This is a genomic window from Halomonas sp. DP8Y7-3, from assembly GCF_019801675.1.
Lineage (GTDB): Bacteria > Pseudomonadota > Gammaproteobacteria > Pseudomonadales > Halomonadaceae > Halomonas > Halomonas litopenaei_A.
Map to the genome: position 1 here is coordinate 258,571 of NZ_JAHVIO010000014.1, position 24,826 is coordinate 283,396.

General features: G+C 63.9%; 21 protein-coding genes. 5 read left to right on the plus strand and 16 right to left on the minus strand.

The window, feature by feature from the left end; translation table 11 throughout:
* The first annotated feature begins 112 nt into the window (after nt 1-112).
* Nucleotides 113-703, plus strand: a complete 591-nt coding sequence (locus tag KUV86_RS15680) for a Maf family protein (RefSeq protein ID WP_222485503.1) — start codon at nt 113-115, stop codon at nt 701-703.
* Between the two features lie 117 nt (nt 704-820).
* On the opposite strand, the gene sppA is transcribed toward KUV86_RS15680, so the two are convergent.
* The 4 genes from sppA to KUV86_RS15700 all read right to left on the minus strand — a co-directional run bounded on the left by sppA (nt 821) and on the right by KUV86_RS15700 (nt 5,047).
* Nucleotides 821-1,873 (minus strand): signal peptide peptidase SppA, encoded by a 1,053-nt coding sequence (gene sppA / locus KUV86_RS15685; protein WP_206937382.1) that lies wholly within the window; start codon nt 1,871-1,873, stop codon nt 821-823.
* 120 nt (nt 1,874-1,993) lie between these two features.
* A complete protein-coding gene (locus tag KUV86_RS15690) occupies nt 1,994-2,638 on the minus strand; it encodes an HAD-IA family hydrolase (protein WP_206937379.1) in 645 nt (214 codons plus the stop codon).
* Between the two features lie 73 nt (nt 2,639-2,711).
* Nucleotides 2,712-3,938: a bifunctional alpha/beta hydrolase/OsmC family protein gene (locus KUV86_RS15695; protein ID WP_222485505.1), complete on the minus strand. Its 1,227-nt coding sequence runs from the start codon at nt 3,936-3,938 to the stop codon at nt 2,712-2,714.
* A 161-nt stretch (nt 3,939-4,099) separates the two neighbouring features.
* A complete protein-coding gene (locus KUV86_RS15700; RefSeq protein ID WP_222163028.1) occupies nt 4,100-5,047 on the minus strand; it encodes an RluA family pseudouridine synthase in 948 nt (315 codons plus the stop codon).
* 567 nt (nt 5,048-5,614) lie between these two features.
* On the opposite strand from KUV86_RS15700, the gene rne reads away from it, so the two are divergent.
* Nucleotides 5,615-9,202, plus strand: a complete 3,588-nt coding sequence (rne, locus tag KUV86_RS15705; RefSeq protein ID WP_222485507.1) for a ribonuclease E — start codon at nt 5,615-5,617, stop codon at nt 9,200-9,202.
* 102 nt (nt 9,203-9,304) lie between these two features.
* Here the strand turns inward: rne and murB are convergent, their stop codons facing one another.
* The 7 genes from murB to KUV86_RS15740 all read right to left on the minus strand — a co-directional run bounded on the left by murB (nt 9,305) and on the right by KUV86_RS15740 (nt 17,282).
* Nucleotides 9,305-10,306, minus strand: coding sequence for a UDP-N-acetylmuramate dehydrogenase (murB, locus tag KUV86_RS15710; protein ID WP_222163026.1), 1,002 nt, complete (start codon nt 10,304-10,306; stop codon nt 9,305-9,307).
* Nucleotides 10,303-10,800 carry a low molecular weight protein-tyrosine-phosphatase gene (locus KUV86_RS15715; protein ID WP_261397673.1) on the minus strand — a complete coding sequence of 166 codons (498 nt, stop codon included), beginning with the start codon at nt 10,798-10,800 and terminating at the stop codon, nt 10,303-10,305. The genes murB and KUV86_RS15715 overlap by 4 nt, the downstream gene beginning before the upstream one ends.
* On the minus strand, nt 10,797-11,576 hold the full coding sequence (gene kdsB, locus KUV86_RS15720) for a 3-deoxy-manno-octulosonate cytidylyltransferase (protein WP_222485509.1): 780 nt from the start codon (nt 11,574-11,576) through the stop codon (nt 10,797-10,799). The genes KUV86_RS15715 and kdsB overlap by 4 nt, the downstream gene beginning before the upstream one ends.
* Nucleotides 11,577-11,588: 12 nt before the next feature.
* Nucleotides 11,589-11,801 carry a Trm112 family protein gene (locus tag KUV86_RS15725; protein WP_206937364.1) on the minus strand — a complete coding sequence of 71 codons (213 nt, stop codon included), beginning with the start codon at nt 11,799-11,801 and terminating at the stop codon, nt 11,589-11,591.
* 26 nt (nt 11,802-11,827) lie between these two features.
* The gene (gene lpxK / locus KUV86_RS15730; protein WP_222163025.1) at nt 11,828-12,871 is read right to left on the minus strand and encodes a tetraacyldisaccharide 4'-kinase; all 1,044 of its coding nucleotides are present in this window, start codon (nt 12,869-12,871) and stop codon (nt 11,828-11,830) included.
* Nucleotides 12,872-14,767, minus strand: a complete 1,896-nt coding sequence (gene msbA / locus KUV86_RS15735; RefSeq protein ID WP_222485511.1) for a lipid A export permease/ATP-binding protein MsbA — start codon at nt 14,765-14,767, stop codon at nt 12,872-12,874.
* 70 nt (nt 14,768-14,837) lie between these two features.
* The gene (locus KUV86_RS15740) at nt 14,838-17,282 is read right to left on the minus strand and encodes a ComEC/Rec2 family competence protein (RefSeq protein ID WP_222485513.1); all 2,445 of its coding nucleotides are present in this window, start codon (nt 17,280-17,282) and stop codon (nt 14,838-14,840) included.
* 242 nt (nt 17,283-17,524) lie between these two features.
* Here KUV86_RS15740 and KUV86_RS15745 point away from each other — a divergent pair, with 242 nt between their 5' ends.
* Nucleotides 17,525-18,058, plus strand: a complete 534-nt coding sequence (locus KUV86_RS15745) for a DUF2062 domain-containing protein (RefSeq protein WP_206937354.1) — start codon at nt 17,525-17,527, stop codon at nt 18,056-18,058.
* Here the strand turns inward: KUV86_RS15745 and KUV86_RS15750 are convergent.
* From KUV86_RS15750 to KUV86_RS15760, 3 genes are all read right to left on the minus strand, one after another.
* Nucleotides 18,049-18,219: a hypothetical protein gene (locus KUV86_RS15750; RefSeq protein ID WP_222485515.1), complete on the minus strand. Its 171-nt coding sequence runs from the start codon at nt 18,217-18,219 to the stop codon at nt 18,049-18,051. The genes KUV86_RS15745 and KUV86_RS15750 overlap by 10 nt on opposite strands.
* A gap of 116 nt (nt 18,220-18,335) precedes the next feature.
* Entirely contained in the window at nt 18,336-19,070 is a 735-nt protein-coding gene (locus KUV86_RS15755; RefSeq protein WP_206937351.1) for an ABC transporter ATP-binding protein, read from the minus strand.
* Entirely contained in the window at nt 19,063-20,304 is a 1,242-nt protein-coding gene (locus KUV86_RS15760) for a lipoprotein-releasing ABC transporter permease subunit (RefSeq protein ID WP_206937348.1), read from the minus strand. Before KUV86_RS15760 ends, KUV86_RS15755 begins: the two co-directional genes overlap by 8 nt.
* Before the next feature lie 140 nt (nt 20,305-20,444).
* Between KUV86_RS15760 and KUV86_RS15765 the strand changes: the two genes are divergently transcribed.
* Together KUV86_RS15765 and KUV86_RS15770 are read left to right on the plus strand one after the other, a co-directional pair.
* Entirely contained in the window at nt 20,445-21,494 is a 1,050-nt protein-coding gene (locus KUV86_RS15765) for an agmatine deiminase family protein (protein ID WP_222485517.1), read from the plus strand.
* Nucleotides 21,491-22,393: a carbon-nitrogen hydrolase gene (locus KUV86_RS15770; protein ID WP_222485519.1), complete on the plus strand. Its 903-nt coding sequence runs from the start codon at nt 21,491-21,493 to the stop codon at nt 22,391-22,393. The genes KUV86_RS15765 and KUV86_RS15770 overlap by 4 nt, the downstream gene beginning before the upstream one ends.
* A 95-nt stretch (nt 22,394-22,488) precedes the next feature.
* Here KUV86_RS15770 and KUV86_RS15775 read toward each other — a convergent pair whose 3' ends face one another.
* Both KUV86_RS15775 and argJ read right to left on the minus strand, forming a co-directional pair.
* Nucleotides 22,489-23,439, minus strand: coding sequence for a Nudix family hydrolase (locus KUV86_RS15775; RefSeq protein ID WP_222485705.1), 951 nt, complete (start codon nt 23,437-23,439; stop codon nt 22,489-22,491).
* 140 nt (nt 23,440-23,579) lie between these two features.
* Complete coding sequence (gene argJ, locus KUV86_RS15780; protein WP_222485521.1) at nt 23,580-24,797, minus strand: bifunctional glutamate N-acetyltransferase/amino-acid acetyltransferase ArgJ; 1,218 nt, start codon at nt 24,795-24,797, stop codon at nt 23,580-23,582.
* Nucleotides 24,798-24,826: the final 29 nt, after the last annotated feature.

The window sequence follows — 24,826 nt, forward strand, 5'->3', positions numbered from 1 at the left end:
TCAAAGCCCAGTACTCAATAGGTTACCATGTTTCATCTTTCATCCGCGGCACGCCCGGCGTTAACGCCGCCGCGCCTCGGCCTTACCCCACACTGTCGACAAGGAAAACGGCATGACACCTCTGGTCCTGGCTTCCAGCTCACCCTGGCGCCGCGAACTGCTCGAGCGCCTGGGCTTGCCCTTCTCCTGGGCCAGCCCTGAGATTGACGAGAGCCCGCGCCCACAGGAAGCTCCCACGACCCTGGTCCAGCGACTATCCTCCGCCAAGGCCATGGCCCTGGCGGACATCTACTCGTCGCACCTGATCATCGGTTCCGACCAGGTCGCCGTGTTTGGCGACAAGATCTTGGGCAAACCCCATACGGCAGAGCGTGCGCGCGCTCAGCTGGCTCAGTTCTCCGGCGAGCGCGTGCGCTTCGTCACCGGCCTCGCCCTGCTCGACACCGCCCGCCAACGACACTGGGTAGGACACCAGCACTTCGACGTTGTCTTCAGGCAGCTCAGCGCCGCCGAGATTGACGCCTACGTCGAGCGCGAGCAACCCCTGCAATGCGCCGGCAGCTTCCGCATGGAGGGCCTCGGCATCACCCTGTTCGAACGACTCGAGGGAGACGACCCCAATAGCCTGATTGGGCTACCTCTGATCCTGCTCTGCCGATGGCTGCGAGAGGCAGGCGCGGATCCGTTGCTGGCGACGCCCTGACCCGCCCCCTTGAGGCAAAGGCAGCGAATCGTGCTCTGCGGTCGGCGTTACACGCCAGGCAACGGCTCACGGCAACTCATAGCGCTCGCGGTTCAAGGCAGCTGACAGCACAGTGGCTCAAGGTAATTGATAGCGCAGCGGCGACGCTGCCTGGGGCAACCCCATCCAATGCGCCAGCGACACGCCAAAGCGGCGAGCCAGACGGTCCAGCGGGTCCTGGGAGGGGGTATAGTCCTCGATGACCGGCTCATCCAGCCAGTGACGGGCCTCATCATCGAGAGTGCCGAGGCGGTCCACCAAGCCCAGCTCCAGGGCCTGTTCCCCGGTCCAGATCAACCCGCTGAAGACCTTCGGGTCTTCGGCAAGGCGTTCGCCACGACCGGCCTTGACCGCGTCAATAAACTGCTGATGGGTCGTATCAAGCACGTTCTGCCAGAACACCTGCTGATCAGGGCGCATTTCGGAGAAGGGGTCGAGAAATGCCTTGTTATCACCCGCGGTAAACACTCTACGCTCGACACCGAGGTCGTCGATCACTTGATCAAGCCCGAAACCGGCATAGATCACACCGATGGATCCCACCAGGCTGGACGGGGCCGCCACGATTTCATCCGCAGCCGCCGCCATATAATAGGCACCGCTTGCGCCGAGGTCCTCGATCACGGCAATGATCGGCTTGTCCCCCTGTTCGCGCAGCGCCGTAATCGCCCGGTACACCCGCTGTGACTGTACAGGACTGCCGCCCGGACTATTGATGTGAAGCACGATGGCGCGAGCATCCGGCGCCTCCCACGCGGCCTCGAGACCCTCGATCAGGCGTTCAGCGTTCGCCGGTGACTCGCTGTCGATGACGCCCTCGACACTGACCAGCGCCAGGTGCTCCCCCTGCACGGCATCCTCGTCGGGTGTCATCGTCAACGCATACCACACCGATGCAATGACGCCCGCGACCAGCAGCAGCCAGGCAAAGCGAAAGAACAGCTTCCACCGCCGCCCACGCCGCTGCTCGACCAGCACGCCCTGTATCCAGCGATCCATGCTCTCGATCTGCGCCAGCCTCTGACGCTCTCGCAGGACCTCAGCATTGTCATCCCCCCCGCGCTCTGGCGCAGCAGGCTGCACTGACGCTTCCCCCTCGGTCCAGGGATCATCCTTGGGCGTGTTTGCCATATCTCACTCCTCGACACTCTGGATAGCCAGACAGCGGCACAAGCTGTCCACTCTTCATCACCGCCACCTGGCGCTCTATTGCACCCACGACGTCAGCTAGCCGTCCGATGATCCATCCCACTATCCGCGCAAGTGCTCAAGCACCTGACCAAAGTCATCAGCGATCAGCACCGGCTGCGTGCGCTCAAGCCTTGCCACGTCATGCACACCGTAGCTGACCGCCATACGCGGCATGCCGATGGCCCGCGCCATTTCCATGTCATATTCGGTGTCGCCGATCATGATCGCTCGCTCGGGCGGCACGCCGCACTCGGCGAGCAACTCCTCCAGCATCTGCGGATGCGGCTTCGAGCGAGTTTCATCGGCGGTCCGGCTTCCCACAAAGAAACGCCCGGTGTCGCTTTGCCGAAAGATGCGATCCAAGCCCTTGCGGCTCTTGCCGGTGGCCACGGCCAAGGCGCCTTGCCGAGAGAGCTCAGCAAGCCCTGCCTCTACCCCCGGATAGAAGGTGACCGGCGTCGAATCTCCCTCGACGAAGTGCCAGGAGTATCGCGCTTTCAGCCTTTCTGCGTGGTCGGGAGAGATGCCCGGGCATAGCGTCGCGATCGCCTCAGGCAGCCCCAGACCGATAATGTTGCGCACCTCGGCAGCACCCAACTCGCCCCACTCGACCTCTCGGGCCGCCGCCTGCATACAGGAAACGATGCGGGCGATGGAGTCCATCAGGGTGCCATCCCAATCAAATATGGTCAGATCGTAGCGCAAGACATGGCTCCTCGGCGGGCACCGCAGGGGAGCCCTCACTGCATGGGTCGTGTCCTGCCACCCCTCAGCGGGGTTAGCCCGCCAGTCGAGTGACCACCAGGGCCTGACCTTCCAGGGTGAGATGCACAGGACAACGGTCGGCGATGGCTAGCAGCGCATCACGCTCATCCTGGGTCAAGGCACCGGCAAGGTGGAGAACACGTTCGAAGCGGACGATTTTGCCACCCCTCGCCTCGCATTCGCTACAGTCCACGGCATGAATCTTGTCGTGACTGACATCCACCGTCACATCATCGAGGGCCAGCTTCTTGCGCCTGGCATAGCTACGCACCGTCATCGACGTGCAGGCGCCCAGGGCGGCCGCGAGCAGCTGATACGGCGTAAATCCCAGATTGGTTCCGCCATAGGATAGCGGCTCGTCCGCCAGCAGATGATGCGCCCCCGCCAGCACATCCTGGCGAAACCCGCCGGGGTCCGCCTCGGACACCCGGGTCACCCCTTCGGGCACCCCCGGCAGCGGCTTGGGCGCCACCAGCCCCAGATAGCGGGACGCCCAACTGGCCACCACTTCGGCGGCGTACTCGGCGTCGGCGGCCCGGGTCAGCAGGTGGTCGGCATCATCCAGGGAGATAAAGCTGCGGGGATGGCGAGCGGCGCCGAATATCGCAGCGGCATTCTCGATCTCGACGGTCTCATCCCCCGGCGCATGCAACACCAGCAAGGGGCGCCCTAGCGCCTCGATACGCTGACGCTGGCGCTGCTCACGCAGGTCGTCGACAAAGGTCTTGCGGATGGTGAAGGGGCGGCCTGCCAGCTCCAGCTTGACTTCGCCTTCTCGCTCAATGAGCTCCAGACTTGCGCCAAAGTTATGCAGCACATGGGCCGGATCGAACGGAGCACCGATGGTCGCAACCGCCTTCACCGCCGGCAGCTGACCCGCCGCCGCCAGCACTGCGGCTCCGCCTAGGGAGTGCCCGACCAGCAGTCCTGGCGCCAAGCCCATTCCCTCCAGATAAGCAGCGGCCGCCAACAGGTCGTCGACATTCGATGAAAAGTGGGTGTTGGCGAACTCACCCTCGGAGTGTCCCAGCCCAGTAAAGTCAAAGCGCAGCACCGCTACGCCGCGCAATACCAGTCCGGCGGCGATACGCTTGGCGGCAAGAATATCCTTGGTGCAGGTGAAACAGTGCGCAAAGATCGCCACGGCTTGGGGCTCGCTGCCCTCAGGGCGATCCAGGCGCGCCGCCAGCTGCTGTCCATCCTGACCGGCAAAGGTCACCTTCTCGCTCAACACACGCATCGCCATCTCTCCTCTGGGGCTGTCCTGAGTCGTCGCCGCAAGGCGCCGACTCCTTACCGGAAGAGTTGGTCATGGCAGCAGCCACCGCCACAAAAAGGTGTGCAGGCGAGATACCCCTGAAGGACATGCCAGCAGGCCGCCTGAGACCTCCTCCAGCTGGCTTATTGACGCCTTCTCGCGCGCTCGAGCACCGCCTCGAGACCGTCATCCAGCGGCGCCCGAATCTGCACCGGACGCTGACTGGTCGGCTCAGGAAAGGTCAGTGACGCCGCGTGCAAGAACAGCCGTTCAAGACCCAGTTCGCGACTCAGGCGAGCGCCCTCACGACTGCCGTACTTGTCATCACCAAGCAATGGATGGCCGCCATGGGTCGCATGCACGCGAATCTGATGGGTACGACCGGTAATCGGCTCAGCCTCGACCAGGGTGGCACCGGCAAAGGTTTCGCGCACGGCGAAACGAGTACGCGCCACCTTGCCCGCCGCATCGACTCTCACCCGTCGCTCGCCATTGCCGGCGTCGTAGCGATCCAGGCGTGCACTCACGAAGTCACGTCGGGCGGGCCAGCGCCCGGCCACCAGCGCCAGGTACTGCTTGTTCATCTTGTGTTGCTTCAAGGACTGGTTGAGCGACAGCAGCGCAGGACGCGACTTGGCCAACAGCAGGCAGCCGGAGGTGTCACGGTCCAGTCGGTGCACCAGCTCAAGAAAATCCAGATCTTCCCGCACCTGGCGGAGCGCCTCGATCAAGCCGATCTTGACGCCACTGCCTCCGTGCACGGCAAGCCCTGAGGGCTTGTTCAGCACCATCCAGTCCGGCCCTTCCAGCAGCACACTGCCGGCCAGCAGGTTGCGCAGGTTGTCACTGACCTCGCGCACTGCCTCCTGTGGCGCCAGTTTGAGCGGCGGGATGCGCACCAGATCCCCCAGCGCCAGACGCGTGTCCGCCTTCACCCGCTTCTTGTTGACCCGCACCTCGCCCTTGCGCACGATCCGGTACACCAGCGAGCGCGGCGCGCCCTTGAGCCGACTCATCAAAAAGTTATCGACGCGCTGGCCGACCTGGCCCTCGGTCACTTCCACCCACTGTACGTCACGCCCTTCGGCCACGCTGTCACTCCACTGGAAACCCGCATTAAAACGCCATTCTAGCGCAGCTTGTCGCCAATTGCTGACCCTTGGCATTACTGTTATATTGCCCTCTCGCTCCCCGGGTCCGATTGATCCCAGCAAGCGCCTGCACGACAGACACGCAGGCCTGAGCGAAATGTGACTGACACAGCGTTTACCGCAGAGGCCGCGACGATCCCTGAGAGATCCCGCCGCCGATGTAAAGGTGACAACATCACGCCCGACGCAACGGACATGCCTCCACCCTGAGTGGTCGCCCTCCACTGTCGTCGGGAGACGTACAACACCGTGCCGGAGGCCGGCAACGGTGAATCGATTGAATGCCAGGTGTTGGCGGTGACGGCAGGACCGGATGGGCAAGGCCCCACCGAGACACGTTCTCCCTCCGCCCCGTACTCAACATGATCATGCCACGGCGATCGCAGCTGGATGTCGTGGCCGGGCGCAGCTTCCGCGACATGCGCTGAGCACAAGCACGCTGCACCAGCGGTTCACCATTGCCGTTGCCAATGGGCGCCCTCCGGCGCGCCCATTTTGCGAGACAACATGAAACGGATGCTCATCAACGCGACCCAGCCTGAAGAGCTGCGCGTCGCCCTGGTGGATGGACAACGCCTGTACGACCTGGACATCGAATCCGGTGCCCGGGAACAGAAAAAAGCCAACATCTATCGCGGCAAGATCACCCGCGTGGAACCCTCCCTCGAAGCGGCGTTCGTCGACTTTGGTGCCGAGCGACACGGTTTCCTGCCGCTCAAGGAAATCGCTCGCGAGTACTTCATCAAGGAGCCCTCAGGACGTCCCAGCATCAAGGAAGTCCTCAAGGAAGGCCAGGAAGTCATCGTTCAGGTCGACAAGGAAGAACGTGGCAACAAGGGTGCTGCACTGACCACCTTTGTCAGCCTGGCTGGCCGCTTCCTGGTCCTCATGCCCAACAATGCCCGCGCCGGCGGTATCTCGCGTCGCATCGAAGGCGAGGAACGTGCCCAGCTCAAGGAAGCCATGGGCCAGCTGACGGTGCCTGACAAGATGGGCCTGATCGTCCGTACCGCAGGTATCGGGCGCTCCCCGGAAGAACTCCAGTGGGATCTGGACTATCTGGTTCAGGTGTGGGAGTCCATCACCGAAGAGGCCGGCAAGCGTTCTGCGCCTTTCCTGATCTACCGCGAATCCAACGTCATTATTCGCGCCATGCGCGACTACCTGCGCCAGGACATCGGCGAGGTCTTGATCGACAGCCCCGAGGTTCACCAGGAAGCGCTCTCCTTCATTCGCCAGGTGATGCCCTCCTATCAGCAGAAGATCAAGCTGTACGCCGATGAGGTACCGCTGTTCTCCCGCTTCCAGATCGAGTCACAGATCGAGACGGCCTACGAGCGGGAGGTCAAGTTGCCCTCCGGTGGGTCCATCGTCATCGATCACACCGAGGCGCTGGTGTCCATCGACATCAACTCGGCGCGGGCCACCCGCGGCAGCGATATTGAAGAGACCGCACTGCAGACCAACCTCGAGGCTGCCGACGAAATCGCACGACAGCTGCGTCTGCGGGACATCGGTGGCCTGGTGGTCATCGACTTCATCGACATGGGGCCCGCACGCAATCAGCGTGAGGTCGAGAATCGCGCGCGTGATGCCCTCAAGCTTGATCGCGCCCGGGTCCAGATCGGACGCATCTCACGCTTTGGCTTGATGGAAATGTCACGCCAGCGCCTGCGCCCTTCCCTGGGCGAAACCAGCGGCGTGGTCTGTCCCCGCTGCGATGGTCAGGGCACTATCCGCGATGTCCGCTCGCTGTCGCTGTCGGTGATGCGCCTGATCGAAGAAGAGGCGATGAAGGAGCGCAGCGCGCAGATTCGCGCCATTCTGCCGGTGCCGGTAGCCACCTACCTGCTCAACGAGAAGCGCGCCGTGCTGGCCGAAATCGAGCGTCGTCAAGGCGTGCGCGTGGTCGTGCTGCCCAGCCCGGACATGGATACGCCGCACTACGACGTGCAGCGCCTGCGCGATGATCACGTCGATGAAGAAGGCACCGCCCACGCCTCCAGCTTCGAGCTGTCCACCGACACCGAGGTCGGCAAGGAACCCGACGCTGCGTTCGGCAAGCCGGTGCAGCGCGCCGAGGCAGCGGTGAAGAGCGTCGTGCATAACGCTCCCGCCCCCGCTTCTCTCAACGAGGAAGAAGTGGCCAAGGAAGCGCGCCCGGCAGCGCCTCAGCGCGCCAGCCGCCAGACCCCTGCGCGGCAACAGCGCCAGCCGGCAGCCAATACCAGTCAGGCGGGCGTGCACAATGCGGGACTGTTTGGGCGCCTGGTGAAAGGCTTCGCTCGCTTCCTCGGCGGCGAAGAAGACACCAGCGACAGCGCTCGCTCCGACACGCGCAAGACGAACGCCAACGCCTCCGAACGGCAGCAGCGCTCTGACGGCGGCCAGCGTAGCGAGAGCGGACGTCAGCGCAATCGTCGCAGCAACGGTCAGACCAACCAGCGCCAGCAGAGCAACAGCCAACGCGCCGGGCGCAGCGATAACCAGGACCGTCGCAGTGACAACAGCGGCCAGGAACGTCGCAGTGACAGCAGTGGTCAGGACCGCCGCCAGCAGGATCGTCGTCAGCCCAAGGCCGACAACCGTAACGACAAGAGCGATGGCAACGACAACCGTCAGCGCTCACGTCGCGACGACGGACGTCAGCAGGCGTCACGCCAACAAGAGCCGCGTCAGCAGGAGTCTCGCAAGAGCGACGACAGCAAGGCATCCAGTGCCAAGCCCAGCACGGCCAAGAACAGCCAGAGCGCCGCTCAGGCTGACGGCCCGGCTGCCAGCGACGCACCCAAGGACACCAAGCCAAAGCGCACCCGCAACAATCCGCGCAATCGCAGCCGCAAGCAGGCGATCAATCCCGATGCCGTAAAGGAGCAACAGCGCCTGCAGGCAGAGGCTGCCGCTAGCGACGACCATGGTCAGTCCGCCGAAGCGGACACCACTGACGCTTCCAAGGTCCCAGCCACTAAGGCCGGCCAGAACGTCAACGCCCCGGCGGAGACTGAGTCCAAGGCTGCTGACGCCAAGACGGCAGACGCCAAGCCCACCGACGCCAAGGCAGCGGATCCCAAGCAGAAAGCTGACACCAAGACCGCTGAAGCCAAGCCTGCTGAAGCCAAGCCGGAAGCGGACAGTAAGGCGACTGAGACCAAAACCGCTGAAGCCAAGCCGACCGAAGCCAAGCCAGCTGACACCAAGGCGGAAGCTGACAGCAAGGCGGCTGACACCAAGGCTGCTGAGTCCAAGCCCGTTGAGTCCAAGCCCGTTGAGTCCAAGCCCGCCGAGACCAAGTCGGCTGAGACCAAGCCAGCGGAAGTGAAGCCGACGGAAGCCAAGGCGGCGACTGACAGCAAGTCTGCCGAGACCAAGTCGGCTGAGACCAAGACAGCGGAAGTGAAGCCGACGGAAGCCAAGGCGGCGACTGACAGCAAGGCTGTTGAGTCCAAGCCTGCCCAGACCAAGCCCGCTGAAGCCAAGCCTGCTGAGTCCAAAACGGCTGAAGCGAAGCCGACGGAAGCCAAGGCGGCGACTGACAGCAAGGCTGTTGAGTCCAAGCCTGCCGAGTCCAAGGCTGTCGAGGCCCAGCCTGCTGAGGCCAAAGCGGCTGAAGCGAAGCCGACGGAAGCCAAGGCGGCGACTGACAGCAAGGCTGTTGAGTCCAAGCCTGCCGAGTCCAAGGCTGTCGAGGCCCAGCCTGCTGAGTCCAAAGCGGCTGAAACGAAGCCGACGGAAGGCAAGGCGGTGACTGACAGCAAGGCTGTTGCGTCAAAGCCTGCTGAGCCCAAGCCGACCGAAGCAAAGCCGAGCGAGCCCAAGCCGAGCGAAACCAAGCCGAGCGAGACCAAAACGGCTGAAGCGAAGGCGGCTGATGCTAAGCCGGCAGAGTCGAAGGCGGAAGCTGAGAGCAAGGCTGCTGAGGCCCCGACAGCTGAAGCCAAGGCAGAAGACGATAGCGACAGCAAGAGCAGCGCGTCGGACAAGCCTGCTCGTCGCCGCCGTCGCCGTGCCCACAACGACCCGCGCGAACAGCGAAAGCGTGAGTCAGGCTCGGTGGCTGCCAGCCAGGACAAGACGGGCGATAGTCACAACGTCTAGTCTCGGCCAACCAAAAACGCCCGCAGCCAAGGCTGCGGGCGTTTTTTTGTGCAGACGTGATAGACACCGTGCTCAGCGACCTTGGCCCGTGGCCACCATCGCCTAGGCCAGGCGGGGCTCCCTCTCCAGCGTAACCCCAAAGCGCTCTGCCACCCGTCCAGCCACCTTGTCGGCGAAAGTCAGCAGCTCCCGTGCATCGCCGCCACCATGATGCACCAGCACCAGCGCCTGGCGGTCATGAACGCCGAAGTGACCGTCGCGCCAGCCTTTCAAACCGCACTGATCAATCAACCAGCCAGCGGCCAGCTTGACCCTGCCATCTTCCAGCAGGTAGCGGGGCATGGCGGGAAACTGTTCGGCCAATGCCTCAGCCCGATACGCATCCACCACGGGATTCTTGAAAAAACTGCCGGCGTTGCCGAGGACCTGCGGATCCGGCAACTTTTCTTGACGCACCTGACAGACGGCCTCGGCGACCTCCAGGGCCGACGCCTTGGCACTCACCCGCTGGGCCAGATCGCCATATCCGAGCCTGGGAGCTCCATGGCGAGTCACCTTGAGGGTCAGGTCGGTGATGATCACTTTCCCCTGCCACTCCCCCTTGAAGCGACTCTCCCGGTAGCCGAAGCCACAGGCATCTACGTCCAGCGTCTCCGCCCTGCCGTCGGCGCGATGAAGAACGCTCACCGAGGCCAGCACGTCGGCCAGTTCGACGCCGTAGGCACCGATATTCTGTATGGGTGCCGCTCCACAATGACCGGGAATCAGGGCAAGGTTCTCGAGCCCCCACCAGCCGTCGCGAGCCAGGGCCATCACCAGCCGATGCCAGCTGACCCCCGCCCCCACGTGCACCAGGGCCTCGCTGCCGCAACGCTCGATCCACCAGTAGTCCAGCTGGGGCCGAAGCGTCAGTCCTGGAAGCACGCTGGGCAGGATCAGGTTGCTGCCCCCGGCCAACAGCGTCACCGGCTCATCGCGGCTGCTCTCCAGCAGTGCTGCCAGTTGCTGACGATCCCTGGCGACTGCCACTCGCTCCGCCCTGCAGGGCAGGCCGAGCGTGTTGGCCCCGGACAGCATCACGTCGTGCTCGATGGATAGCTTCACCTCGCCGCCTCCAGGCGCTGTTCCAGCTCTGCCGCAAGCGCCTGGGAGGCCCGCTCGATCATCGCATAGACCCTATCGAAGCCACCTTCATAGTAAGGATCCGGCACGGCCGCCCCAGGCTCACCGGCCCACTCCATCAACAAGCCTATGGAAGCCTGGCTATCGGCCGGCATCCATCGCTCCAGCTCGGCGAGGTTGTCGTGGTCCATCGCCAGTACAACATCGAAACGCGAAAAATCCTCTTGGCACAGCTGCCGACCACGCAACCCGGAAATATCGATGCCCCGCTGCTTCGCCGCCTGCTGCGCCCGTGCATCGGGGGGCTCGCCGATGTGCCAGCCGCCGGTGCCACACGAGTCAATCTCGACGCGGTCATCAAGGCCTAACGCGCGCACCTGCTGACGGAACACTCCCTCTGCGGTCGGCGAGCGGCAGATATTGCCCAGGCAGACAAACAGCACACGAATCTTCGCGGGCGAGTCGTCCAGTCTCATGGCGTGGCTCCTCTCGCCCGCTGCTCGAAGTGAGCGCGCACGCGGGCGAGGTCCTCCTCTGTATCCACGCCGGCTCCTGGCGTCTGCTCTGCCAGAGCCACCTGAATAGCGTGTCCGTAGTGCAACGCGCGCAATTGCTCCAGCTGCTCCAGCTGCTCGATAGGAGCGGGCAGCCACTCGCTGTAGGCGCGCAAAAAGCTCGCGCGATACGCATACAGCCCGATATGGCGTAGCCAGGCATCGGTGGTCAATACGCTGGGGGGCTCACGGAAGCCCTCTCGGTCCCACGGCATCGGCGCCCGGGTAAAGGTCAGCGCCCGCCCCGAGGCGGCACGGGTCACCTTGACCACGTTGGCATTGAACAAGGTGTCCACATCGCCAATGGATTCTGCCAGGGTCGCGACCGATGCCCCCTCGTCCCGCATCAGGCGAATCGCCACCTGATTGACAAGCTCCGGCGGCAGCAAGGGCTCATCGCCCTGAACATTGACCAGCACTGCCTCATCGTTCAGATGCAGCAGATCGACCACTTCCGCAAGCCGATCGGTGCCGGTCGAGTGATCCGCACGGGTCATCACCACTTCCGCACCAAGGTCAGACATTGTCTGCTCGATGCGCGGGTCGTCAGTAGCGATCACGACTCGACTTGCCAGTGAGCGCTTGGCCAGATCCCAGACCCTGGCCACCATGGGACGCCCGGCGATGTCGGCAAGAGGCTTGCCCGGCAACCGCGTCGAGGCGTAGCGTGCTGGAATCACGACAATGAAATCCTGCATCGATACTGCTCCCTACCCTTGCGGCTCGCCGCGCCCTGGATGGCTCTTCAGCGTCTCATCCACGTCCATGACCCTGGCTTCCTCTGCCAGCATCACCGGAATCCCGTCTCGTACCGGATAGGCCAGGCCGTCATACAGACAGCACAGTTCGTTGGCCTCGCGGTCATAGCGCAGCTTGCCCTGACATTGGGGGCACACCAGCATTGCCAGAAGTTCCTTGTCCATCATCGTCTCCCCACTTCAGAATCTCGTCATTGGATACCGTCAGCGCCGGAGGCGCCTGCCGCCGTATCTCGGCGCCCATCCGACCAACCAGCCGTGCGCTGATCGAACCAGCGAATAAAGTCAGGGTCTGGACGCGCCTCCACATCCAGCACCCAGCCATCTGTCGGAGCCAGGTCCCTGCATTTGACCGCATCCTTGGCGGTCATGACCATTGGCTGCCCGTTGTCCGTCGTTACATCCGCAGGGGTATAACGATGATGATCGCTGAAAGGCCGAGCCAGGTAGTCGACCCCCAGCTCATCCAGGGTGGCGAAAAATCGCTGCGGATGCCCGATGCCGGCCACGGCCACTACTGGGCCGTCGAACGGCAAGGGTGACGGCGGATAGACCCGTGAATCCCCCAACCGGCGCCAGCCTGAAGGCTCGAGCCGCATGCGGTACCCTGCGGGCAAGCTGGCAGCTCCATCGCCATTGATCAACAGGGCGTCAACACTGGAAAGTCGGGTCAAGGGCTCACGCAAGGGACCGGCGGGCAAGCAGCGTCGATTGCCGAACCCGCGCCTGCCATCCACCACGACCAGCTCGATGTCGCGAGCCAGGGCGTGATGCTGCAGACCATCATCGGTGACAATCACGTCGCAGCCTTCATCGATGAGGCGCTGAGCGCCACGCGGGCGGTCCGGATCCACCACCACCGGCAGTCCGGTCTGATCCGCCAGCATCCGGGGCTCATCGCCGCATTCTGCTACCTCAGTGGTGGGCGTCAGCAGCAGTGGATAGGCGTCCGACTTACCGCCATAGCCGCGCGAGAGCACTCCAGGGCGGCAACCCTGCTCCTTCAGGCGCCGAGCAAGCCAGGCCACCAGCGGGGATTTGCCGGTACCGCCCAGGGTCAGATTACCCACCACGATGACCGGTACGGACGCTCGCCAGGCCTGGCGAGAACCCTGTCGGTACGCCTTGGCGCGCCGCTCGACTTCACGCCGATACAGAAGCTCCAGCGGGCGCAGCAAGGTCAGCCACGGCGAGCCTCGGTAGGCGGCATCGAGCCAGCGTTGACCAAGCCCCATTCAGGCCTCCTGAAACTGCAGCTGGTGCAGGGCGGCGTAAGCCCCCTCACGCTCCAGCAACTCACTGTGACTGCCCTGCTCGATAATTTCCCCCTGCTCCATCACGAGAATGCGATCGGCGCGTTCAATCGTCGACAGGCGGTGAGCGATGACCAGCGTCGTGCGGCCTTTGCAGACCTCTTCCAAAGCCGCCTGGATATGGCGCTCGGATTCCGTGTCGAGCGCAGAGGTCGCTTCATCGAGCACCAGGATCGGCGCATCCTTGAATATCGCCCGGGCGATGGCCATGCGCTGACGCTGGCCGCCTGACAGCATCACGCCGTTGTCTCCTACCAGCGCCTGGTAGCCGCCGGGCATGCGCTCGATGAACTCGTGGGCATGGGCCGCCTTGGCGGCAGCCTCGATCGCGGCAGGATCCGCGTCTGGGACGCCATAGGCGATGTTCTCGGCGATGGTGGCGTTGAACAGCGTGACCTGCTGACTGACCAGGGCGATCTGCTGACGCAGCGCCGTCAGCTGGTACTCCTCAATGGCGACGTCATCAATCAGAATGCGACCGCCGGTGGCTTGATAGAAGCGCGGCAACAGGCTCACCAGGGTGGACTTGCCGCTGCCCGAGCGTCCGACGATGGCAACCATTTCCCCCTGACGAACGCTAAGGTCAATGCCCTTGAGCACCTCCGGCTGTTCACTGCCATAGGCGAAACGCACCTGCTCGAGCTGAATGTCACCACGCAGACGACCCGGGACCAAGCTCCCGCTATCGACTTCCTCGGGCTCATCCAGCAGGCCGAACAGCTCACTGGAGGCGGCGATCCCCTTCTGGATGGTGCCGTTGATCTCGCTCAATGAGCGGATGGGCTTGGCCATCAGCGACGCTGCGGTGATGAAGGCCACGAACTCGCCTGGGGTCATGTTGTCCATCAGCGCAGGCGACATCGCCAGCCACACCAGCAGCGCCAGCGACAGGGCGACCAACAGCTGGATGACCGGGGTGCTGGTGGCCTTGGTCAAGGCCTCCTTGAGGCTCTGTCGACGATTGACCTCACTGGCGTCATGGAAGCGGGTCATCTCGTATTGCTCTGCCCCGTGGGTGCGCACGACGCGATAGCCGGTCAGCGCCTCGGAGGCGACATGGGTGACATCCCCCATGGAGCGCTGGATGCGCTTGGAAATCTTGCGAAATCGCTTGCTGGCATAGCTGACTACGCCACCAATCAATGGCGTCACTGCCATGAACAGCAGCGTCAGCATCCAGTTCGTCCACAGCAGATAGCCCAGCAGGCCGAGCACGAACAGGCCTTCCTGCAGCACCACCGTAATGGCCTTGGTGCCCGCACCGGTCACCTGCTCCACGTGATAGGTGACGCGGGAGATCAGATGCCCCGAGGAGTGATTGTCGAAGAATCGCCCCGGTAGTCTCAGCATGTGATTGAACACATCGCAGCGCAGCCGATGAACCATATTGCGCGCCACATTGCTCATGAAATAGGTGCCGAGGAAGGTGCCGAGACCGCGCGCGCCGAACATGCCCACCACAAACAGCGGCAAAAACAGTCGAAACGCTGCGTCGGGATTCTGAATGCCGTCGATCAGGCGCTTCATCATCTCGGCCAGCGCCGTACTGGAGGCCGCGTAGATCGCGTAACCGATCACTGCGACAAGAAAGGACTTCCAGAACGGCCTGACGTAACCAAGGAGGCGCTTGTAGAGCGCCCAGCCGGAGTATTCGCTCACGTTGGCTCCAGTTGCAAGGGGAATCAGCCCTGTCGCATGACCCAGCCTGGCTGGGTTCACCTGCTGCGTTTCTGCCAGCAGGTCGACTGCCAACAGGTCAACTGCCAGCACGTCGACCACCAGCACGTCGATCAGCGCAGCATTCAGCCTCTTCGGCATCAGCCGCGACCGAGCCTGTTGACGACGCCAGCTCGCTGGCACACCAGCAGGTTGCACAGGGCAGCGAGATTCAGTGGCGAGATTCTACCCCATGGCAGAGACCTTCGACACCGCCGTGCAGATGACGTCGGCGTCCACTGCTGACCAGATGCACGCCGGCCCTGTCCAGATCGATCACCAGCTGACCATCGAGCCCTGTGTCGAGGATACAGCTGCCTGCCTGCCGAAGCCGCCGAATCACATCATCATGGGGATGGCCAAACCGGTTGAAGGCGGCGCTGGAGGCTACCGCCAACTGCGGCGCCCTGGCGTCGATCAGTGCGGCGCCGGTACTGTCGTCGCTGCCATGGTGCCCGACCACCAGCACCGCCGGCGGCGAGGGCAGCTGAGCGATGAGGTAGCGCTCGACCCGGCGACTGGCGTCGCCGGTAATCAGCACACTCCCCCCAGGGGAGCTGACCAGCAACACGCAGGACTGGTCATTGGACTCCAGTGTCGCGACAGCCTCATCCGAGCCTGGCCATAGAAAACGAAAGTCGACGCCCTCCCAGCGCCATTGCTGCCCCCAGTGGCAGCCGTCGGCAGCTTGCTCAGCAGGTAAACCGGGTATCCGTCCAGCGGGATGCCACCAGTGCGCCACCTCATGCTGTTCGACCAGGCGCGCCACGCCACCCGAGTGGTCCAGGTCAGCATGGCTGATAATGACCTGGTCAAACTGCTGGGGTGACGGCCAGATACCGTCGATAGGGGCATAGCCGGAGGCATAGCGTGGGCCACTGTCATACAGCAGCCGATGGCCAGCGGTATGGACTTCGACCATCAAGCCCTGCCCCACATCCCACACCACCAGGCGAACGGTACGGGGGTCGGGCCGTGCCGGCGCCAGACTGATCAGGGCAACGCCCAGAGCGATCACTGCGCCCCCCTTGAGACCGCGCCCAATGCCGGGCAGACAGATGACGACGCCAATGCCCCACAGCAGCAACGCCAGCGAGAGCCGGATATCGACATCGAGCCACAGCATCGCGGCTGGCAAGGACAGCCCCTCAAGCAGCTCAAGCAGTGCCGCCAGCACCCACCCCCATCCCTTCCACCACCACAGTGCCAGCGGCGGAGCTACGAGCAGTACCGCCCAACCCAGCATGCCCGCCGGCACCAGTATCAGCGACACCAGCGGCACCGCCACCAGGTTCGCCAGCACCGTCACCAGCGACACTTGACCCGTAAAGGCCAGCACCAGCCCCGCCATGGGAAGCGCCAGCAGAAGCTGGGTACGCACCAGCGTGACCAACGCCGTCTGCACGCCCCGGCCCGACCGCTGGTGCGGCTTCAGACCGCGCCCTTGCCACATAATGATCAACGCGGCTACCGCCCCAAAGGACAACCATAGCCCCGGACGCCAGAGCGACAGCGGATCGATAAGTACCACCAGCGTCCAGGCCACCGCCAAGCCTTGCCACGCCGACGGCGCATGACGACCGCCGGCGACCCATAGGGCGATGACAATCATCACCAGCGCCCTGAGTGCCGGGGGCTCGGCACCCACCAGCCAGACGAAGCCTGCGGTAAAGCCTCCCGCCCACCACCATGGCCAGCGCACCAGACGCCAGTGTCCAGGCTGAATCCTCCGAGACAGCCAGCGCCCACAGCCCAGTGCGAGCACCGCCACCAAGCCAACGTGCAGCCCGGACACGACCGCCAGATGAGTGGTTCCAGTGCTGTTCAGCAGCTGCCACTCCTGTGCCTCCAGGCGCTCGCCCCGACCCAGCGTCAGCGCCGCCAGCCAGCGACGAGTGCGCTCGGCCAAGGCCAGACCCTCCAGCGTGGCCAGCAGCGACTCGCGCAGATCCTCTGGTGCCAGCGCCCGGCGATACGGCGGGGGTTCCGATACCACGGCACCGATCGCCTGAATGCCCTGCTGCCACAGCCAGCGTTCATAGTCGAAGCGGCCAGGGTTGGCCAAGCCAGTTGGCGGCCGCAGACGCAGCGCCAGGCGCCAGCGCTCACCCACTCTCATGCGTCCACTCGGCAGCGGGCTGCCGAGACCGGCTGCCTGATGTGCCGCCAGGTAATGGGTGACGCGAACCCGCTCCAGGCGATCGCAGGCAAGCCTGTCAGCCAGCATCGGTTCACAGCGCTCGACCTCCAGCGTCAGGCGCTGCGCCCCGGCCAGCTCACGTGCCGCGCCGACACGGACATCGGCCAACAAGGTGACTCCGGCAAGGCCCGCCGGAAGACGCGCGCCTTGCTGCTGCAACAGCGACAGCAGCACCCATAGCGCCACCCATGCACCCAGCAGCAGCCGCCAGCGTCGCGCGGCAAGACTGGCCACTGCGACCGCGAGCAGAAGGTACATGGCAGGCTCCGCCACGCCGATCAGCGCGCCACCCAAGGTGGCGCCGCTGGCTAGACTGACAGCCGGTGATGGCCACGCAGGCCCACCACCGCGCCTCTGGCGCGACCCCTGTCCCGCCTTGGCAGCGCCACGCCAATACAGTGACCGACCGCCCGTCATGTCCATGGCACTCCTGCTGGTGGACCTTCCTTGTCCCCGTCACACGGGCTTGAGGCGCGGGTGGCTGCCCTTGTTCAGCGCCCTTTCAGCTCCCCCATCTGCACAGCGACTTGCTCCTCTCTGACAAGACCTTGCCGGCGGCCAGGTCAGGTCTTTCAGGCACAGCGTTGGCCGACGTCATGGCAAGGGCATCGGCTTGTATGGATAATAGCCACGCATCCGCAGCCTTGAGCTGATACTCCATGCCGCGTCGACTACTAAAGCGCTATCTACCCTCGCCAGACGCCCTGCGTCGGCAGCGCTCGTTGCGCTTCATGGCTCACCTGATTGCTGACCCCGCGCTGTGGGTGCTGACACGGCGTAGCGTGGCCAACGCATTCAGCGTCGGCCTGTTCAGCGCCCTGCTGCCTATTCCGTGCCAAATGGTGGTAGCGGCACTTGGCGCGCGCCTCGGTCGCTGTAATCTTCCGCTGTCGGTCGCCCTGGTATGGATCACCAATCCGCTGACCATGCCGATCATCTTCTATGGCAACTACTGCCTTGGCGCGTGGCTCTTGCAGCAACCGGCACTGCATGCCCCACATCGCCTGACCACAGAGTGGCTGCAAGGACAGCTGATGGACATATTGCCGTCACTGCTGTTTGGCTCGCTGGTGGCTGCAGTGATTGTCGGCGCCCTCGCCAATGTGGTCATTCGACTGCTATGGCGCTGGCAGGTCTCGCGCAGCTGGAAGGCGCGGCGGCGCCGCCGCCGTCAGGCCCGCGCTCACTCCTGACGCAGCGCCCGCTCAGCTGCCGGCACGCTCTCCCAGCCTTGGCGAGGCCTGCGCCAGACCTTGGAAAAGAAAACCTTGGCAAAGAAAACCTTGGCAAAGAAAACCTTGGCAAAGAAAACCTTGGCAAAGAAAATGGCCCCGCTGCGATGCAGCGGGGCCATTCATATGCGACCCAGGTCACTCGGCTAAGCCACTCGATTCAGCCACTCGGCTAAGCCACTTGATTCGGCCAATCGGCTCAGCCAATCGGCTCAGCCAATCGACTCGGCCTCTCGATTCAGTCGGGCTGGAGACGGCCGTTGTCCAGGCGCAACACGCGGTCTTGATGCGCGGCGAGCTCCGGGTCGTGGGTGACGATAACGAAAGCGCAGCGCGCGCTGGCAGCCAGCTCATCCATCAGCGCCAGAATGCTGGCCGCGGTGTGCTTGTCCAGATTCCCGGTGGGCTCATCCATCAGCATCAAGCTGGGGTCGGTCACCAGGGCGCGGGCAATGGCCGCGCGCTGGCGCTCACCACCGGACAGCTCGCCGGGCTTGTGATCCGCACGCGGCCCCAGCCCCACCTTCTGCAACAGCGCCCGCGCCTTGTCTTCGGCATCGCGCTTGCGACTCCCGCGAATGATCAGCGGCAGCGCCACATTCTCCAGCGCGGAGAACTCGGCCAGCAAGTGATGGAACTGGTAGACGAAGCCGATGTGGCGGTTGCGAAAACGGCCGATCTCGGCGTCCCCCAACTGATGCAGCACCGTTCCATCGACACGAACCTCGCCAGCGCTGGGGCTATCCAGCCCACCCAGAAGGTTGAGCAAGGTCGTCTTGCCAGACCCGGAGCTACCGACAACGGCGACGCGCTCCCCGGCGTGCACCTTGAGCTCCAGCTGATCCAGCACGACCAGGTCGGCGGGCCCCTCGTCGTAGACGCGGGACAGCTGATGACATTCCAGCATTACCTTGCCGGGCGCCTGGGCAGTCGGCGCCTCGGTCGCTGCCGGCTGATTGACAACATCACTCATAGCGCAGCACCTCGGCAGGCTGGACCCGGGCGGCTCGCCACGCCGGATAGAGGGTGGACAGGAAGGTCAGCACAAAGGCGGCTGCAACGATCTGATACACATCACTCCAGATCAGCTCTGACGGCAGGTCGCTGATGAAGTAGACGCCGGCATCGAGGAAATGGATCCCCAGTGTGGACTCCACGAAAGCGATGATGTCGGACACTGTCAGCGCCAGCAAGATGCCCAGCGCAACCCCTATCAGGATGCCGATCACGCCGATGGCAATCCCCTGAACCATGAAGATCCCCATGATCGAACGAGGCGTGGCGCCAATCGTGCGCAAAATGGCGATGTCGGCATGCTTGTCGGTCACCACCATGACCAGGGTAGAGACGATATTGAACGCGGCCACGGCAATGATCACCGTCAGCAGCAGCCCGATCATGCGCTTCTCCATCTGGATGGCCTGGAACAGGTTGCCACGGGTAAAGGTCCAATCGTAGCCGCGATAGCCAGCGCCCAGCTCATTGACGATGGCCTGGGTTTCCTGACCGGCCAGGAACAGGTCATCCAGCTCAAGACGCAGGCCACCAACGCTATCGCCCATGCGTGCCAAGGTCTGCATGTCCTCGATATTGGCATAGGCGAGGTTGGCATCCAGGTCGGCCCCTACGCTGAAGATACCGCTGACGGTGAAGCGCTTCAGACGCGGGAATACGCCAGCCGGAGTGATCGAGGCTTCGGGTACCAGCAGGGTCACGCTGTCACCGACATCGACCCTCAGATTGTTGGCAAGGATCGACCCCAGCACGATGTGCCACTCACCCGGCTGCAGGTCATCGAGAGAGCCCTGGGACATGTTCTCGTCGACAATGGAAACGCGGCTTTCCCACTGCGGATCGATGCCGTTGACCATGGCGCCCTGATTACGTCCGGCCTGGGAGAACATGCCCTGTTGCTGGATATAGGGCGCGGCACCAATAACGTGCTCGCGCTGGGTCAGACGCTCGGCCAGAGGCTGCCAATCGGTCATGCCACCGGCCTGCTCGATCTGGGTGTGGGGCACCATGCCCAGCACCCGCTGGCGTAGCTCTCGGTCAAAACCGTTCATCACTGACAGCACCAGAATCAGTACCGCCACGCCCAGGGTGAGCCCCAGCATGGACGTCAGCGAGATGAAGGAGATGAAGTGGTTGCGTCGCTTGGCTCGCACATAGCGCAAGCCGATCAGAAATGGCAATCGATCAAGCATGGACTCTTTCCTTGTCGGCAGGCCGCCATGGTACGGTTTTTTGCACGCCTCTGCATCGCCACGGCATGGGATTTGCGAGATCCTTGCATCTTCCTGCTCGCAGGCCTACATTTCGCCGTTTCGACCTCCAGGACACTGCCATGAACCGCCTGCTTCCCGAGTGGCATCCCCAGGACGCCGTCCAGCTGACCTGGCCCCGCCCTGACAGCGACTGGGCCGATACCCTGCCCGCCATCGAGGCCATGATGGAGCAGCTGGCGCTGGTCATCAGCCGCTATCAGCACGTCATCATCGGGGTACCCGACCCTGCCTGCGGCGATGGTCTGCACCAGCGCCTGATGGCCCGAGGTGCCGCTACCGACAGAGTACACCTCGTCGTGGTCGAGGCGGACGACACCTGGGCCCGTGATCATGGCCCACTGGCCAGCCAGGATGGCGACGCTGTGCATTTCCACGACCTCACCTTCAACGGCTGGGGCGGCAAGTTTCGCGCTGATCGCGACAATACCCTCACGCAGCAGCTGGTCACGGCGGGCTGGATACGCTGCCCCGTCACCACCAGCGATGTTGTCATGGAGGGTGGCGCTCTCGAAACCGACGGGCAAGGCACTCTGCTGACCACCGAAGCCTGCCTGCTCAACCCTAATCGCAACCCTGACCTGTCCCGGCAACAGGTCGAGGACTGGCTCGCCAGCCAGCTTGGGCTTACGCGAGTATTGTGGCTTCGCCATGGACACCTGGAGGGGGATGATACCGACAGTCACGTCGACACCCTGGCCCGTTTCTGCGATGCCGAGACCATTGCCTACGTGCGCTGCGATGATCCCGCCGACTCCCACTACGCCGACCTGCACGCCATGGAGCAGGAATTGACGGCGCTGCGCCAGGCCAACGGCTCGCCCTACCGTCTGATCCCCCTGCCCTGGCCAGCCGCGTGCCGGGATGGCGACGACGGACATCGGCTACCGGCTACCTATGCCAACTTTCTGATCATCAATGGTGCCGTTTTGGTGCCGGTGTACGGCGATCGACAGGATCTGGCGGCGCTCAACGCCCTGGCAGGCGCCTTCCCGGAGCATGACATCATTCCCATCGATGCCAGCGCCGCCATCACCCAGCATGGCAGCCTGCACTGCCTGACCATGCAGTGGCCCCGCGGCACTCTCAACCTTGAAGGAGCACACCAATGACGCGCCAATTGACCGTGGGCCTGGTGCAACAACCGGCCTGGCCCGACAAGGCACGCAGCCTGGATGCCAGCGAACAGGCCATCCGCTCCCTGGCCGGCCAGGGAGCCAAGCTGGTGATGCTGCAGGAGCTGCATGCCACCCACTACTTCTGCCAGTACGAAGATCCTGACCTGTTCGATCTCGCCGAACCCTTGGACGGGCCCACCGGGACACGCCTGGCGGCACTCGCCAGCGAACTCGATATTGTGCTGATGGGCTCGCTGTTCGAACGTCGTGCGCCCGGCATCTATCACAACACGGCGGTGGTCTACGACGGCGCCAAGGGCGCTGTGGGTCACTACCGCAAGATGCACATTCCCGATGATCCCGGCTTCTACGAGAAGTTCTACTTCACCCCGGGAGATCATGACCCCGCACATCACCAGGGCTTCACCCCCATCGACACCTCGGTCGGGCGACTCGGCGTCCTGGTGTGCTGGGATCAATGGTATCCGGAAGCGGCACGCATGATGGCCCTTGCCGGCGCCGAGGTGCTGCTGTACCCCACCGCCATCGGCTGGGCACCGAATGACGATGACGCGGAAAAGACACGCCAGAAGGATGCCTGGACCATCATCCAGCGCAGCCATGCTGTGGCCAATGGCGTACCGGTTCTGGTCGCCAACCGGGTGGGCCACGAACCGGACCACTCCGGCGTCAGCCCAGGCATCGACTTCTGGGGCGGCAGCTTCGTCGCTGGCCCACAGGGCGAGCTGCTGGCGCACGCCGGCGAAGAGGCCCAGACCCTGCTGGTCACCCTGGACCTGGCTCACGGCGAGCAGGTGCGACGCATCTGGCCCTACCTGAGAGATCGCCGCATCGATGCCTATGGCGAGCTGACCCGCCGCTTCCGGGACTGAGCCAACCACCCGGCGCATGATGCAAGAGCCCCCGCAGGTCATTGACCTGCGGGGGCTCTTTGATGATAGCAACCTGATGCGTGCTCAACGGCCCGCTATGACTTCCAGAAATCGCGAATTGAGGCGATGCCCTGGGCGCCAACGGCACGGGCGTGATTGGCATCATGGCGGGTCATGCCGCCCAGTGCATAGACCGGCATGCCGGCACGCTCGACCAGCTGCTGGAAATCGTGCCAGCCAATGGGCGCCACTTCCGGGTGCGACGGGGTGGTGCGCAGTGGAGACAGCGTCACGAAATCGCAGCCAATCACGTGGGCCTGGTCCAGCTGTGCCTTGTCATGAGTAGACGCCGACAACCACTTGCCCTCGGCAATCGGACGTCGCTCGAGGCCCATCAAGCGCTCGCTGGTCAGGTGAATGCCGTCGGCATCAACCCGGTCGAGCAATTCGGGTTCGCCATTGAGCATGAGCCGTGCGCCATGGCGGCGACACAGTTCCAGAGCCCGCTCGGCACGCGCCACATACGCGTCGGTGTCCAGCGTCTTGGCACGCAACTGCACCAGGCGCACGGCATCTTCGACCAGCGCACGCTCCAGGCGAGCGGAAAACACCTCCTCATCGGCCTCTTCGTCACTGATGAGGTACTCGGACGGCAACATCACTGCCCGCAGGATCGGCAGATTGGCGGCCGGGAAGGGATAGCCGATCAACTCACCCATGGGCACCCAACGCACCGCTTGCCCTTCACGCCCGAACGGCTCACCAGAGAAATCCTTTACCTGCCACACATCGAGCAGGATGTGCTTGTCGGGATATTCGTGGTGGATGCGGATCAACGGCTGGGCACGACGTATCTCGATACCGAGCTCTTCATGCAGCTCACGCTTGAGCGCCTCCAGGCCGGTCTCGTAGGGCGCCAGCTTGCCGCCGGGAAACTCCCACAGGCCGCCGTGGTCGACATTGGAAGGACGCCGGGCCAGCAGCACTTCGTCACCGTCTGGGCTGATGATGGCGGCCGCCGCCACATGCACCCTTCTCTTCACCATAGTGTTCATTCAACGTTACCAGCTTGGATTCGCGGGCCATGCCCGCGCCAGTTTTCAGTCGGGTGGGCCAGGATAAAAGTCGGCATAGGATACCGATTCAGACAGCGAGATTCATCCGCAGATCATGCCTTGCGGATGAATCAGCTACGGTAGTCGGCATTGATCGAGACATAATCGTGGGACAGATCGGATGTCCACACCATTGCCGACGCCTCGCCGCGACCGAGATCGATGGCGATGGTGATCTCTTCTCCTGCCATCACCGCACTACCGGCCTCTTCGGTGTAGCCTGTCGCCCTGCCGCCATGCTCCACCAGGCGCACCGGCCCCAGGTCGATGGTGACCAGGTCCACGTCAAAGTCACTGACCTGGGCGCGTCCCACCGCCGCCAGGATACGCCCCCAGTTAGCATCGCTTGCGTAGAGCGCGGTCTTGACCAGTGGGGAGTGGGCCACGGTAAACGCTACCTCACGCGCTTCATCGACGCTGCGCGCGCCGGACACCGCCAGCGTGACGAACTTGGTCGCGCCCTCGCCATCACGGATGATCGCCTGAGCCAGGCTCACCAGCACCTCATCCAGAGCCTGGCGAAAGCGTCGCTCATCCTCGGCGTCAGCCACGGCAGCGGCTTGCCCGGTGGCGATCAGCATGCACGCGTCGTTGGTCGAGGTATCAGAGTCGACGGTAATACTGTTGAACGACCTTTTCACCCCGTCCCGCAGCCAGGCATCCAGGGCCTCCTGCTCGATGGCCGCATCCGTGGCGACAAACCCCAGCATGGTGGCCATGTCCGGGCGAATCATGCCTGAGCCCTTGGCGATCCCATTGATGACCACCTCGCCGCCCTTGAGCATCACGCGGCGCGCGGCGCCCTTGATGCGGGTATCTGTGGTCAGAATGCCTTCGGCGGCCTGGCGCCAGGCTTCGGCACTGTCGCTCAGCTGATCCACCGCTTCAGGAAGGCCTGCAAGCAGGCGCTCCATGGGCAGAGGCTCGCCAATGACACCGGTAGAGAACGGCAGCACCTGCTCGCTGCTCACCCCGGCAATGTCGGCCACTTGCTGACAGGTGGCCCTGGCATCGCGCATGCCGATCTCACCGGTGCCCGCATTGGCGTTGCCGGTATTGATCACCAGGTAGCGAGTTGCCGGCGCGCTGGCCAGATGCGCCTTGGCCACATGCACCGGCGCAGCGCAGAAGGCGTTGCGGGTGAACGTGCCCGACACAGAGGCCCCTTCGGCCACCTCAATCAGCACCAGATCCCGCCGGCCAGGCTTCTTGATCCCGGCCATGGCGGTACCGAGACGCACGCCAGCGATCGGCGTCATTGCTGGAAAACTGCTGTCACCCACTGCCATCGTTAGTCTCCTGCTGTCGAGACGACCCC